Genomic DNA, 12,494 nt, shown 5'->3' on the forward strand with positions numbered 1-12,494 from the left:
AAGCAACAACTCCGGTGTTCGCTTCGAAGCGGCTTCACGCCACCAGCGTTTCAGCTTTCTTAAGGTCGACGGAGACCAACTGGCTCACACCCTGTTCTGCCATGGTTACCCCAAAGAGCCGATCCATCCGCGCCATCGTTACCGCGTGGTGCGTGATGATGAGGAAGCGCGTGTCGGTCTGACGGCACATCTCGTCCAAGAGGTCACAGAATCTGGTCACATTTGCGTCATCAAGCGGCGCATCGACCTCATCCAGCACACAGATCGGCGCTGGATTCGCGAGGAACACGGCAAAGATCAGTGCCATCGCGGTCAATGTCTGCTCCCCACCCGACAGGAGGCTCAGCGTGCTGAGCTTCTTACCCGGAGGCTGGCACATGATCTCCAGCCCGGCTTCCAGCGGATCATCACTTTCGACCATCACAAGGTTCGCTTCGCCACCACCGAAGAGATGGGTGAACAACATCGAGAAGTTCGCGTTCACTTGTTCGAAGGCCGTCAGTAGCCTTTCCCGCCCTTCGCGGTTCAGCCCGGCGATACCGCTTCGCAGGGTCTTGATCGCCTCTTCCAGATCGGCCTTCTCGGCCAGAAGCGCGTCATGCTCTTCGCGAACCTCTTTCGCGTCATCCTCAGCGCGCAGGTTCACCGCCCCCAGCGAATCCCGCTGGCGTTTGTGGCGGTTTACTTCCTCTTCCAATGCTTCGGCTTGGAGGTGCTGCTCCGTACCTAGGTCAAGCGCATCACGTAGTGCTTCGGGGGCAACCTGCCGCTCGTCCTGAATGCGTTCAGCGGCGTGCGACACAGTTTCACGGGCGGCATCGCTGCGCGCTTCGGCCCGCGCACGGGCTTCACGCGCGTCCGAGGCCTGACGTTCAGCGTCACGCTCAGCTTCTGTCGCAGCCTTTAGCGCATTCTCCGCAGCGCCCAGCGTTTCTACCGCACGGGTACGGCGCGTTTCGGCAGCCGTGATCGCGCCCATGAGCTCTTCGCGCTTGGCCGCAATCTCTGCGGGAGCGGCGCTTGCTTGTGAAAGTTCCGCCTCCGAGGCGGTCTTGCGCTCGACCAATTCCGCCGTTCGCTTGCCTGCGGTCTCTAGCCGGTGCCGCCAACCGCTTATCTCTTTCGTCACTTCCTGCGCGCGCCGGACCCGGGATTCGCCCTCTCGGCGCAACTCATCATGAGCAGAGCGGCGCGACATCATGGTGATCCGCGAAGCTTCGACCGCCATGCGAATATCTTCGACCATAGCGCGCGCGGCAGAAAGGTCGTCCAACCCTTCCAGAGTACGCTCGGCGTCGAGTACTTCTGCGCGGGCGGCGATCGCGGCCTCCTCGTGGCGTTTCACCGCAAGGCCGAGGGATTCCAATCGGCTTTGGGCAAGATTTCGATCTGCCTCTGCACGGCTCAGCGCGCGGCCTGCATCAGCGACCTGCCTGTCCGCATCGCGCCGCGCCTCACGGGCACGCTTGTCGGCGTCGGCCTGCTCTGCCAATTGACGCTGTAATGTCTCATGAGCCGCCCGCGCGCCATCGGCACGTTGGCTTGCTTCCTCTAATGCCTGTTTCAATACTTCAAGCCGGTTCAACTGCTGCAGGCGCAGGGCCGCTGCCGATGGCGCGTCTTCGGCCCAAGCGCGGAAGCCGTCCCACCGCCAAAGATCACCCTCGGGCGAAACCAAACGCTGCCCCGGCAACAACTGCGCCTGAAGCTGCGTACCCGCATCGGGATCGACGAGTCCGATCTGGCTCATACGGCGTTCAAGCACCTCAGGCACGGACACATGCTGCGTCAGCGGGGTCACCCCCCCGGGCAGCGGTTGCGCCTCCAGATACCCCGGCAGCACCGACCAGCCGGAAGGCCCATCCGCATCAACCTCAGGCGCGCGCAAATCGTCTGCCAAAGCAGCCCCAAGCGCTTTCTCAAAGCCATGTTCAACCTGCAACCGATCAAGGATCTGCCCGCCCTCGGCGGTATCGCGTTCCACCAACTTCGCCAGCGCCCCAGCTTCCGCCCGCAAGGCGTTGGTTTCGCCCTCCGCCTCTGACCGCTCTGCCCGCGCGTCGGCTTCGCGCGATTGCGTATCGGCGCGGGCTTCCTCGGCGGCCAAAAGGGCGGCATCCGCGGCCGCGGCGGCATCGACGGCCGCCACCTCTGCCTTCTGCGCCGTTGCGAAATCTAACCCGGCCTGATCGAGCGTCGCTTGGCTTTGGGCCACTGCATCGCGGGCTTTGGCGGCCTCTGCTTCCGATTTTTGTAGGGTCTTTCGGCTGTCCTGAAGCAAACGTTCCGCCGAACTGTGACGCGCTGACAACCGGGCGACATCTTCGGTTTGTTGGGCCAAATCCCCCTCGCGGATTTGCAACACGGAAGAGGCCTCACGCGCGGCCTCTCCGGCAGCTTCTAGCGCCTTGTCATGCCCTTCGCCCGCCTTGGCCAATTCCCGCGCTTCCAATTCGAGACGTTCAATCGTTTCCTCGGCGTCGCGGTTCAACCCACCTTCGCGGTCGATATCGCGGGTCAGTTGCGTGATCCGCCCGGATAGCGTTTCGATTAACGCAGCAGCGCGGGATTCCTGTTCGGTCAATGTGTCGCGTTGCGTGGTAAGGCGTTGAAGAACGGCAGCAGAGATCGCCTCTTCTTCGCGCAAAGCGGGCAAAGCGGCTTCTGCCTCTTCGCGCCCTTTGGCGATCTGGCGCACCTGCGCTTCGGCCTCGGCCGCGGACGCGACGCGGGCCCGCAATTCCTCTTCGGATTTGCCGCGTGCATCCTCCGCTTCGCGCCAACGGTGGTAAAGTAGCAGCCCCTCGGCACGGCGCAGTGCTTCGCCGATTTCGCGATAGCGCGCGGCTTGGCGGGCTTGGCGGGCCAGCGTGGCCAATTGGGCAGCAAGCTGTTCGATCACGTCATCGACACGAGCAAGGTTCTGTTCTGCGCCATTCAACTTCAATTCGGCTTCATGCCGGCGTTGATAAAGCCCAGAAATCCCAGCCGCCTCTTCCAAAATACGGCGACGGCTTTTGGGCTTGGCATTGATCAATTCAGCAATCTGCCCCTGTCGCACCAGCGCAGGGCTATGGGCGCCGGTGGACGCATCGGCGAAAAGCATTTGCACATCACGCGCCCGCACGTCTTTGCCATTCACCTTATAGGCACTGCCCACATCGCGGGTGATGCGGCGCACGATCTCTAGTGCGTCTTGTTCGTTAAAGCCCGCAGGCGCCAACCGATCGCTGTTATCCAAATGCAGCGAGACTTCGGCAAAATTGCGCGCCGGGCGCGAGGCGGCCCCGGCAAAGATCACATCTTCCATACCACCGCCACGCATTGCGGTCGGGCGGTTTTCACCCATGACCCACCGCAGTGCTTCAAGCAGGTTGGATTTGCCACAGCCGTTCGGCCCCACAACGCCCGTCAGCCCGTCAGAGATGACGAGGTCGGTCGGGTCCACGAAGCTTTTGAAGCCGGTCAGTCTGAGTTTGGAAAAGCGCAAGTTAGCCCTGCCGTAATTGATTCTTACCTGAGCGGCGAACTTGCCGTTTTGGGAGGGTCCGAGTCAATCAAAAGCCCCAAGGGAAGGGGGGCAATGAGCGGTTATCCACAAGATATTGTCGTCGCGATCAGACGTAGGCCGTCCAAACCGAGCTAGGGCCTAATCACAGTCCAACACACCAATTGCCAATGCCTGATCGCCCAGCACCTCTTTGACATCGCAACCGCTGGCTAGGGCCATTGCCCGGCCTGCCCGCCCCCGGATCGGACCAAACCGCGGGGCATATTGCGCGTTGACGCGCATCGCCTCTGCCCGTTCGCCACGGATCCGCACGTCAAAAACCGATCCATCAACCGTGACCTGTTGGGCGGCTACGCCGCGAAAATCCCGGCTGGGTGCATTGCAGGCCGTCAGCCAGATAGGCATCGTGATGAACAAGAAGAACCGCATGGCTTTAGCCTGCAGTTAGAGGGTTAATAAAACCCTACCATCTAACGAAAAAAGCCCCGGTGAAACCGGGGCTTTCAAAATTCGATGGGGCGCTGGCCTAGTGCAGCTTGGCTTCGACTTGGGCGATGCCATCGTCGATCAGCTTGTTGCCCTGTGCGGCGGTCATCTGCTTGGCGATCACGTCGCGGGCAGCGGCCACAGCAATGGTCACGGCTTGATCGCGGACTTCCTTCACAGCGGCGGCCTCGGCCGAGCTGATCTGGTCCTTCGCGGCGGCCATGCGACGCTCAAGCGATTTGGCCATATCCGCCCGTGCCTGTTCGGCAGCAAGACGGGCGTCTTCCTTGGCAGAAGACACGATACGGTCCGCTTGGTCCTGCACCTCTTTCTGCTTGCGCTCATAGGAAGCGAGCAAAGTCTGCGCTTCTTCACGCAGGGCGCGGGCTTCTTCCAACTCGGTCTTGATGCCGTCGGCGCGTTTGTCGAGCATGCCGATCAACAGCGTCGGCACCTTGAAATAAATCAGGATCCCGAGGAACAGCAGGAAGGCCAGCAGCACGATGAAGTCCGTGTTGCGCAGCGAGAAGAAAGGTCCGGTGGCCGCAAAAGCAGGCGAAGCCACCATGCCAGCGAGCAGGGTCGAAAGTGTCAGGCGCATGGATTTGGTCATGGCTTATCCTTTCATCCGCGCATCGACGGCGGCATCAACGGTTGTAGCATCTGCCGTGCCACCAAGGGCGGCGACAAGCGCTTCTGCGGTGTCCTTGGCAACGGCTTGTACGTTGTCCATGGCGCCCGCGCGAATTTCGGCGATGGCTTTTTCCGATTCCGCCACTTGCGCGGCAATCTCGGCATCGGCCTTGGACATTTCGGCATCCAGATCAGCCTGCATGTCCGCTTTGGCTTGGGCCACGATCTGCTGTGCCTCAGCACGGGCGTCGATCAGGGCCTTGTCATAGGCGGCTTCGGCTTCCTGTGCCTTGACCTTCAGGTCTTCGGCAGCCGCGATGTCATTGGTGATGGTCCCTTGGCGCTCGGCCAGAACCGCACCGATACGAGGCAGAGCCACGCGCGACAGGATCAGGTAGGTGGCGATCAGCGCGAGGATCAGCCAGAAAATCTGGTTGCCCCAGTGATCGAAGTTCAGCTGCGGCATGCCCGGCGTTTCGGCAGCATGGGTCGCAATGCCGGTCGCGTCGGCCAGCCCGTCGCTGGTTGTTACAGTTGCCATCGTGGCTTCTCCTTGGAAACTTTGCCGTTACAGCCGGGCAGACACGGCGATGCGCGCCTGCCCGCTCGTAAGGATTACAGTTCCGAGAGCTTAGACAGCGAACATCAGCAGCAGAGCGACGAGGAACGAGAAGATCCCCAGAGCTTCTGCAAACGCGATGCCGATGAACAGGGTCGCTGTCTGGCTTGCGGCTGCCGATGGGTTGCGCAGTGCGCCGGACAGGAAGTTGGCGGCAACGTTGCCGACACCCAGGGCTGCGATGCCTGTGCCGAGACCTGCGATGCCTGCGCCGATATGTGCGAGTTGACCTTCCATTGGGGTATCTCCTTACGATTGGAAGTTAAAACTTTGACGGGAAGCCCCGCCGTTGTTGGGGTTGTTAGTGTGCGGGGTGCAGCGCGTCCTTGAGGTACACGCATGTCAGGATGGTAAAGACATAGGCCTGGATAAAGGCCACCAGCACTTCGAGACCGTACATCGCGGTAATCGCGAGCACCGACACCGGAGAGATCACTGCGATGGCAGCGAAACCGGCGAAAACTTTGATAACCGCGTGGCCCGCCATGACGTTACCAGCCAGACGAATGGAGTGGCTTACCGGGCGCACGAAGTAGCTGATCAATTCGATGATCGCCAGCACCGGGCGCAGCGCCAGAGGGGCAGAAGACACCCAGAAGAGGCTCAGGAACGCTGCGCCGTTCTTGACGAAGCCCACGACGGTCACGGTGATGAACACGGCCAGCGCCAGCACCACGGTCACCGAGAAATGCGCGGTGGGGGTAAAGGCTGTTGGGATCAGGCCGAGGAAGTTGGCCATCACGATGAACATGAACAGGGTCATGATATAGGGGAAGAACTTCAGCCCCTCTTTGCCGCAGATGTCCTCGACCATCTTGTGGATGAAGCCGTAAGCCAACTCAGCAACCGATTGCATCCGGCCCGGAACGACCGAGCGGCGCGCGCTGCCCAGAACGAGCATCGCGAAAGTGGCCAGAACCGCCAGCGCCATCCAGAAGGTCGCGTTGGTGATGGTGTACCAAGCAACGGAAGCATCATCGCTAAAGAGCGGCGATACGATGAACTGGTCCATCGGGTGGAATTCCAGACCGCCTGTTTCAGCGCCGTTTGTCTCTGTTGCCATCTCAGGCTCCCTCGTCCTTGCCCGAATGGGGCGTATCCTGTTCGGCCGGTTCGGCCTGTTGTTTGCCCTGGATTTCCTCAGCGGTGCGGAGCATCGTCTTCACCCCCGCCGCAAGGCCCAGCATTACAAATAGCACCATGAAGATGGGCAGCGTGCCAAAGAGCACATCAAGCCCGTATCCGATGCCGAAACCGATCCCGAGACCGGCCACAAGTTCGATCACCATCCGCCAAGCCATATTGGCCTGAGAATAATGCTCATCCGCTCGGGGCTTGGGTGCGCCGCGCTGCTTCGCAGCCGCCAGTCTGGCCTCAAGCTGCTCCATCTGCTGCCGTTGGTCCGGGCTGGTCACACCAAAATCCCCTTAGGAATATCTGCTGCGGTGCTACTGTCAGGGCGGGTTAGAGTCAACAACCTTGGGCGCCGCAGGTTTTTCCGCCTTTACAGTAGGTTAGCCGTAGCGAGATGTTGGCGCCCTTGAAACAGCGCCGGCAAATCCCAGTGAAACCGCGCCGGATGCTTATTCAACCCGGTGGTTAAGTTAGCCGCAATGGCCGCTTTCCCACCCCCGCGCCCCGCGCTATGCAGGCACATGACCCAAGACTTAGATCAGGTATTTGCCGCCCTTGCGGACCCCACCCGCCGCGCCATCCTCGCGATGCTGCTGGAGGATGATATGGCCGTGACCGATGTGGCCGAGCCGTTCGAGATGTCGCTGGCCGCGATCTCGAAACATCTGGGCGTGCTGACGGCGGCAGGGCTGATCAGTCAGGAAAAGCGGGGGCGTGTGAAGTGGTGCAAACTGGAACCGGATGCCTTGCGGAATGCGTCGGTCTGGATGCAGGGGTTCGGGCAGTTTGAACCGGTGAACCTTGATGCCTTCGAGCGATTTCTGGAAATCGAACTGCCTGAGACTGCGGAAGGCGTGACGCGCTCAGGGTCTGAGTAGAGAGAGTGATCCCCCCTTGCCACGAGGTAAATAAGACAAGGGGAGGATCAATCGACGGTCAGATGACGCCGAATGCAAAACGCAAAATAGCCAATACCACTACGATCAACCCGATCAGGTAAATAATACTACGCATGGTTGTGTCCTTCACTTTGATTTCACGCCCCAACGCGGGATCACGCGCTCCGGTTCCATCAAATCTGCATCTTTTTGAAATTTTGTGTTTTTTCCGCGCTGTCGTCGCGCAGCAGCAGGTATAGCGCCAGAATGGTCAGTAGAACGCCACCCCAGACCATTCCACCCGGCAGAGCATTGCCAAAGCCCAATTCCCATAGGATCACCCAGCTTGGTGTAAGATAGGTATAGGCCATCACTTTCGCCGAGGGCAGCCGCAGCGCCGCGAATTGCAACAGAACCACCGTGGCCGCCGTGGCAAAGACCGCAACGTATAGAATAGTGATCCAGACCAAGGGGCGAAGCGCACCCCAATCCGTCGCGCGGATATCTTGCCAGCCGTAGAGCCCCAGCAGCACTGTCCCCGCCAGCAGCGTGCCAAAGGTGAACATCACCGCACTTTCACCTCGGTTTAGCCGCCGCACCATCGGGGTATAGAGTGCGTGACTGATGCAGCCGACGAAATAGATCGCCTCCCCCCGGCCGATGTCGAACGCCAACAGCGCCGTGAGGTCGCCGCGAAAGATCACCCAAAGCGCCCCGGCCCCGCCAATCGCCAATGCCAGCGCCATGCGCGGCGTCATGATCTGGCGCATCAAAGCCCATGCAAAGCCCGCCGCCATGACCGGGACGAGGGTAAAGACAGCCGCCGCGGCAACCGGGGGCGCGGTCTTCAACCCTTCAAACATCAGCACGAAATAGAGCGTGAACAGCCCCGCCAGAACGAAATATCGCCAAGGTGCTGCAAAGCCTGCCCGGTTGATATCGCCCCGTCCCCAAGCCAAAGCTCCGACCAATACCGTGGCCAAGGCGAAACGCACGGCGTTCAGCGCCGTCGGCGTGATCTCATTCGCCACCTGCGCCCCGAGCGAGAATGACCCTGCCACCAGCGCCGAAAAACACAGCATCGCCAGATGTCCCTGCGCCGAAGCGCTCAGTCGGGACATGTGACGGCATCCTCGGCATGGTCTTTGAGGAAACGCAGCACCGCCTGCACCTTGCTGGTGCGGTGCAGATCGACATGGGTGACTAGCCACAGCGCGCTGCTCCAGTCAGGGCGCGGGGCATGAATCTCAACCAACTGCGGATCATTGCGCCCCATGGCGGCGGGCAGCCCACCGATCCCTGCCCCGGCCCGCAAGGCGGCCTCCATCGCCGTTCCGCTGGTGCTGCGCCATGTCACGCTTTCCTCAGGCACCGTTGCCCAGAGCCATTTGTGATAGGGCGCGCGACTGTCGCGGTTATCGGCGGCGATGAAGCGGTGCTTGTGGTAGTCCTCCGGCCCCTGCGGAATGCCGAATTGCGCCACGTAATCCCGGCTCGCATAGGCCCCGACCGCAAGTTGCGCATAGGGCTGCACCACATTGTCGGGCTGGTCCGGCGCGGCCCCTGCGCGGATGGCGACATGCGCTTCGCCGTACTCAAGGCGAAACAGTCGATCCCCGATCAGGTAACGCACGACCAACTCAGGGTTCTGGCGCTGGAACTCAGTCAACAATGGCGCCAGTTGCGGGGCAAGGAAATCAAGCGATGTGATCACCAATTCGCCCGACACATCACTGCCACGCCCCTTGATCCGCCCGGCCAACTGGCTGAACTGATCATCCGTGGCCCGCGCCACCCGCAGCAGATCCTCGCCCGCCTCGGTCGCCGTATAACCGCGCGCATGACGCTGGAACAACTTCACGCCAAGCCGCCCTTCCAGCGCGTCGATATGGCGGATCACCGTCGCATGGTGGACTCCCAGAACCTCAGCCGCGCCGCTTACCGTGCCGAGCTGCGCAACCTGATAGGCCGTCCTGATCTCATCCCAATTGTCCATTCACTCACCCTGCCTTCCCGACTTGTGCATTTACGAACATGGTCACGCTCATTCTGGCAGTTGCGTTCGTGAGCACAATGGTCAATTCCATGTCATCAGATTTACCTTGGAACAAGGACCAGCATCATGGCCACTCTGCGCATCGAAACTTCCGTGAACCGCGAGAACTCTGTCACCCGCAAGCTGACAGACCGCATCATTTCCACTCTCGGCGAAAGTGACGTGGTGACCCGCGACATCGCCACCGAACCGCTGCCGCTGATCGATTCCACCTGGGCCAGCGCCCGTGTAAAGCCCGCCGAAGAGCGCACAGCGCTGGATCAAGAAGCCCTCGCCCTGTCAGACGCGCTGGTCGCCGAAGTGCAGGCCGCCGACACCATTGTCATCAGCGCGCCGATCTACAACTTCACCATTCCCGCCTCGCTGAAAGCGTGGATCGACCTGATCGCCCGCGTCGGCGTGACCTTTAACTACACCGCAGAAGGCCCCGTTGGCCTGCTTGAGAACAAGCGCGTGATCGTCGCCTTCGCCTCTGGCGGCACCGGCATCGATTCCGCCGCCGACTTCGCCAGTGGCTACCTGCGCTTTGTGCTGGGCTTCTTGGGCATCACCGATGTGACCTTTGTCGCGGCGGACCAATTGGCCGTTGATGCCGAAGGCACCATCGCCCGCGCCAACGCCCAGATCGACGCGCTGCGCGACGCGGCCTAAGCAGCCTCGCGCTCAGAAACAGCCGCGTCCTGTCACCGGGGCGCGGCTTTGGCTTGGGCTAGCTTTTGCCGCCCGCCCTGCCCGGCTTGACTCGCGCCGCGCCAGCGCGTAAACGCCCCTCAATCTCCGGAAGCATTGCCTTCCGGTCCCGGCATGGCGTCGGGATCGCCCCCAGTCAGCGCGTTGCGCCCACTGGGGCATTTGTGCATTTTCGCGCGCGTCCTTAAATAGGGGCAAGTGCAACCGACCCGAAAGGCCCTGTGCCCATGTTTGAAAATCTCAGCGAACGGCTCTCTGGTGTCTTTGACCGCCTGACCAAACAAGGCGCGCTCAGCGACGAAGATGTCAAAACCGCCCTGCGTGAAGTGCGCGTCGCCCTGCTGGAGGCTGACGTTTCGCTGCCCGTGGCGCGCGATTTCGTCAAAGCGGTACAGGACAAGGCGACCGGCCAAGCGGTGACCAAATCGGTCACGCCCGGCCAGCAGGTTGTGAAGATCGTCCATGACGCGCTGATCGACACGCTGAAAGGCGAAGGCGAACCCGGGGCGCTCAAGATCGACAGCCCGCCCGCCCCGATCCTGATGGTCGGCCTACAGGGCGGTGGTAAGACGACCACCACCGCGAAACTGGCCAAGCGTTTGAAAGAGCGTGACGGCAAGCGCGTGCTGATGGCCTCGCTCGACGTGAACCGCCCGGCGGCGATGGAGCAACTTGCCATCCTCGGCACCCAGATCGGCGTCGACACGCTACCGATCGTCAAGGGCGAAAGCCCCGTCCAGATTGCCAAGCGCGCCAAGACGCAGGCGGGTTTGGGCGGCTATGACGTCTATATGCTCGACACTGCGGGCCGTCTGTCTATCGACGAAGAGTTGATGCAGCAGGTCAAAGCCGTGCGCGACGTGGCCAATCCACGTGAAACATTGCTCGTCGTCGACGGCTTGACCGGCCAAGACGCCGTGCACACCGCCGAGAACTTTGACGAGCGTATCGGCATCACCGGTGTCGTGCTGACCCGGATGGACGGCGATGGCCGTGGCGGTGCGGCTCTCTCGATGCGTGCTGTGACCGGCAAGCCGATCAAGTTCGTCGGTCTTGGCGAAAAGATGGACGCACTTGAGACTTTCGAGCCTGAGCGCATCGCGGGCCGTATCCTCGGCATGGGCGATATCGTCGCGCTGGTCGAAAAGGCCCAAGAAACCATCGAGGCCGAACAGGCCGAGAAGATGATGAAGCGCATGGCCAAGGGTCAGTTCAACATGAACGACCTGAAGATGCAGCTTGAGCAGATGATCAAGATGGGCGGCATGCAGGGCATGATGGGTATGATGCCCGGCATGGGGAAAATGGCGAAACAGGTCGAAGACGCCGGTTTCGACGACAAGATCCTCAAGCAGCAGATCGCCCTGATCCAGTCCATGACCAAGAAAGAGCGCGCCAACCCTGCCCTGCTTCAGGCCAGCCGCAAAAAGCGTATCGCCAAGGGTGCCGGCATGGAGGTCTCCGACCTCAACAAGCTGATGAAGATGCACCGCCAGATGTCCGACATGATGAAGAAGATGGGCAAAATGGGCAAAGGCGGCATGCTCAAGCAGGCCATGAAAGGCATGATGGGCAAGGGCGGCATGCCCGGCGGCATGGACCCCTCCCAGATGGACCCCAAGGCGCTCGAAGCGGCGGCCAAGCAGATGGGCGGCAAGCTGCCCGGCGGTCTGGGCGGCATGGGCGGCGGCATGGGCCTGCCCGGCGGACTCAGCGGTTTCGGGAAAAAGAAATGACCGCGACCGATATGGATACCGCCGCTCGCGCCGCCGAGCTATTGAAAGAGCATCGCGCAAGCATCGACCGGCTCGACGCGATCCTCGTCTATACCCTAGGCGAGCGTTTCAAACACACGCAGGCCGTGGGGAAACTCAAGGCCACACACGACCTTCCCCCGTCCGATCCGGCCCGCGAAGCGGCCCAGATCGAGCGGCTCGAAGATTTGGCGGAAGCAGCGGACCTAGACCCCGCATTCGCCAAGAAGTTCTTGAACTTCATCATCGCCGAAGTCATTCGGCACCACAAAACCCACCAAGAATAGGACGGCCTCCCGTCCCCCCAACCAACCTAAAGGATTACTCACCATGGCTATGAAAATTCGTCTCGCCCGCGGCGGCTCCAAAAAGCGCCCCTTCTACCGTATCGTTGCTGCTGACAGCCGCATGCCGCGCGATGGCCGCTTCATCGAGAAGCTGGGCACATACAACCCGCTGCTGCCCAAAGACAGCGAAGACCGCGTGAAAATGGACGTTGAAAAGATCGAAGCATGGATTGCCAAGGGCGCACAGCCGACCGAGCGCGTTGTCCGCATGCTGGAAGCCGCTGGCGTTCGCGAAAAGACCGAGCGTAACAACCCCAAAAAGGGCACACCGGGCAAGAAAGCCCAAGAGCGCGTGCAGGAAAAAGCCGACAAAGCCGCTGCCGCTGCCGAAGCTGCCAACGCACCTGCCGAAGAAGCTTCCGCAGAATAAGCCGCGAGCGCCCGGC

General features: G+C 61.3%; 14 protein-coding genes. 5 read left to right on the forward strand and 9 right to left on the reverse strand.

Annotated elements, in window-relative coordinates; genetic code table 11:
- Positions 1-34: 34 nt before the first annotated feature.
- From BM229_RS08750 to BM229_RS08780, 7 genes are all read right to left on the reverse strand, one after another.
- Positions 35-3,490, reverse strand: coding sequence for a chromosome segregation SMC family protein (locus tag BM229_RS08750; RefSeq protein WP_093927299.1), 3,456 nt, complete (start codon positions 3,488-3,490; stop codon positions 35-37).
- 159 nt (positions 3,491-3,649) lie between these two features.
- Positions 3,650-3,940, reverse strand: a complete 291-nt coding sequence (locus BM229_RS08755) for a hypothetical protein (protein WP_093927300.1) — start codon at positions 3,938-3,940, stop codon at positions 3,650-3,652.
- A gap of 97 nt (positions 3,941-4,037) precedes the next feature.
- Entirely contained in the window at positions 4,038-4,598 is a 561-nt protein-coding gene (locus BM229_RS08760; protein WP_093927931.1) for a F0F1 ATP synthase subunit B, read from the reverse strand.
- 15 nt (positions 4,599-4,613) lie between these two features.
- A complete protein-coding gene (locus tag BM229_RS08765) occupies positions 4,614-5,171 on the reverse strand; it encodes a F0F1 ATP synthase subunit B' (protein ID WP_093927301.1) in 558 nt (185 codons plus the stop codon).
- Between the two features lie 90 nt (positions 5,172-5,261).
- On the reverse strand, positions 5,262-5,486 hold the full coding sequence (locus BM229_RS08770; protein WP_007118046.1) for a F0F1 ATP synthase subunit C: 225 nt from the start codon (positions 5,484-5,486) through the stop codon (positions 5,262-5,264).
- 64 nt (positions 5,487-5,550) lie between these two features.
- Positions 5,551-6,312, reverse strand: a complete 762-nt coding sequence (locus BM229_RS08775) for a F0F1 ATP synthase subunit A (RefSeq protein ID WP_067627201.1) — start codon at positions 6,310-6,312, stop codon at positions 5,551-5,553.
- A gap of 1 nt (position 6,313) precedes the next feature.
- The gene (locus tag BM229_RS08780) at positions 6,314-6,664 is read right to left on the reverse strand and encodes an AtpZ/AtpI family protein (RefSeq protein ID WP_093927302.1); all 351 of its coding nucleotides are present in this window, start codon (positions 6,662-6,664) and stop codon (positions 6,314-6,316) included.
- 240 nt (positions 6,665-6,904) lie between these two features.
- On the opposite strand from BM229_RS08780, the gene BM229_RS08785 reads away from it, so the two are divergent.
- The gene (locus BM229_RS08785) at positions 6,905-7,261 is read left to right on the forward strand and encodes an ArsR/SmtB family transcription factor (RefSeq protein ID WP_067627198.1); all 357 of its coding nucleotides are present in this window, start codon (positions 6,905-6,907) and stop codon (positions 7,259-7,261) included.
- Between the two features lie 194 nt (positions 7,262-7,455).
- Here the strand turns inward: BM229_RS08785 and BM229_RS08790 are convergent, their stop codons facing one another.
- Both BM229_RS08790 and BM229_RS08795 read right to left on the reverse strand, forming a co-directional pair.
- Entirely contained in the window at positions 7,456-8,382 is a 927-nt protein-coding gene (locus tag BM229_RS08790; protein ID WP_208604051.1) for a DMT family transporter, read from the reverse strand.
- Positions 8,370-9,257 carry a LysR family transcriptional regulator gene (locus BM229_RS08795; RefSeq protein WP_093927303.1) on the reverse strand — a complete coding sequence of 296 codons (888 nt, stop codon included), beginning with the start codon at positions 9,255-9,257 and terminating at the stop codon, positions 8,370-8,372. The genes BM229_RS08790 and BM229_RS08795 overlap by 13 nt, the downstream gene beginning before the upstream one ends.
- Positions 9,258-9,383: 126 nt before the next feature.
- Here BM229_RS08795 and BM229_RS08800 point away from each other — a divergent pair, with 126 nt between their 5' ends.
- The 4 genes from BM229_RS08800 (at position 9,384) to rpsP (ending at position 12,478) form a co-directional block, all read left to right on the forward strand.
- Positions 9,384-9,968 carry an FMN-dependent NADH-azoreductase gene (locus BM229_RS08800; RefSeq protein WP_093927304.1) on the forward strand — a complete coding sequence of 195 codons (585 nt, stop codon included), beginning with the start codon at positions 9,384-9,386 and terminating at the stop codon, positions 9,966-9,968.
- 266 nt (positions 9,969-10,234) lie between these two features.
- On the forward strand, positions 10,235-11,743 hold the full coding sequence (gene ffh, locus BM229_RS08805) for a signal recognition particle protein (RefSeq protein ID WP_093927305.1): 1,509 nt from the start codon (positions 10,235-10,237) through the stop codon (positions 11,741-11,743).
- Positions 11,740-12,048, forward strand: a complete 309-nt coding sequence (locus BM229_RS08810; protein ID WP_093927306.1) for a chorismate mutase — start codon at positions 11,740-11,742, stop codon at positions 12,046-12,048. The genes ffh and BM229_RS08810 overlap by 4 nt, the downstream gene beginning before the upstream one ends.
- 43 nt (positions 12,049-12,091) lie before the next feature.
- Positions 12,092-12,478 (forward strand): 30S ribosomal protein S16, encoded by a 387-nt coding sequence (gene rpsP / locus BM229_RS08815; RefSeq protein WP_093927307.1) that lies wholly within the window; start codon positions 12,092-12,094, stop codon positions 12,476-12,478.
- Positions 12,479-12,494 lie beyond the last annotated feature (16 nt).

The organism is Sulfitobacter dubius, from assembly GCF_900113435.1.
Taxonomy (GTDB): Bacteria; Pseudomonadota; Alphaproteobacteria; order Rhodobacterales; family Rhodobacteraceae; genus Sulfitobacter; species Sulfitobacter dubius.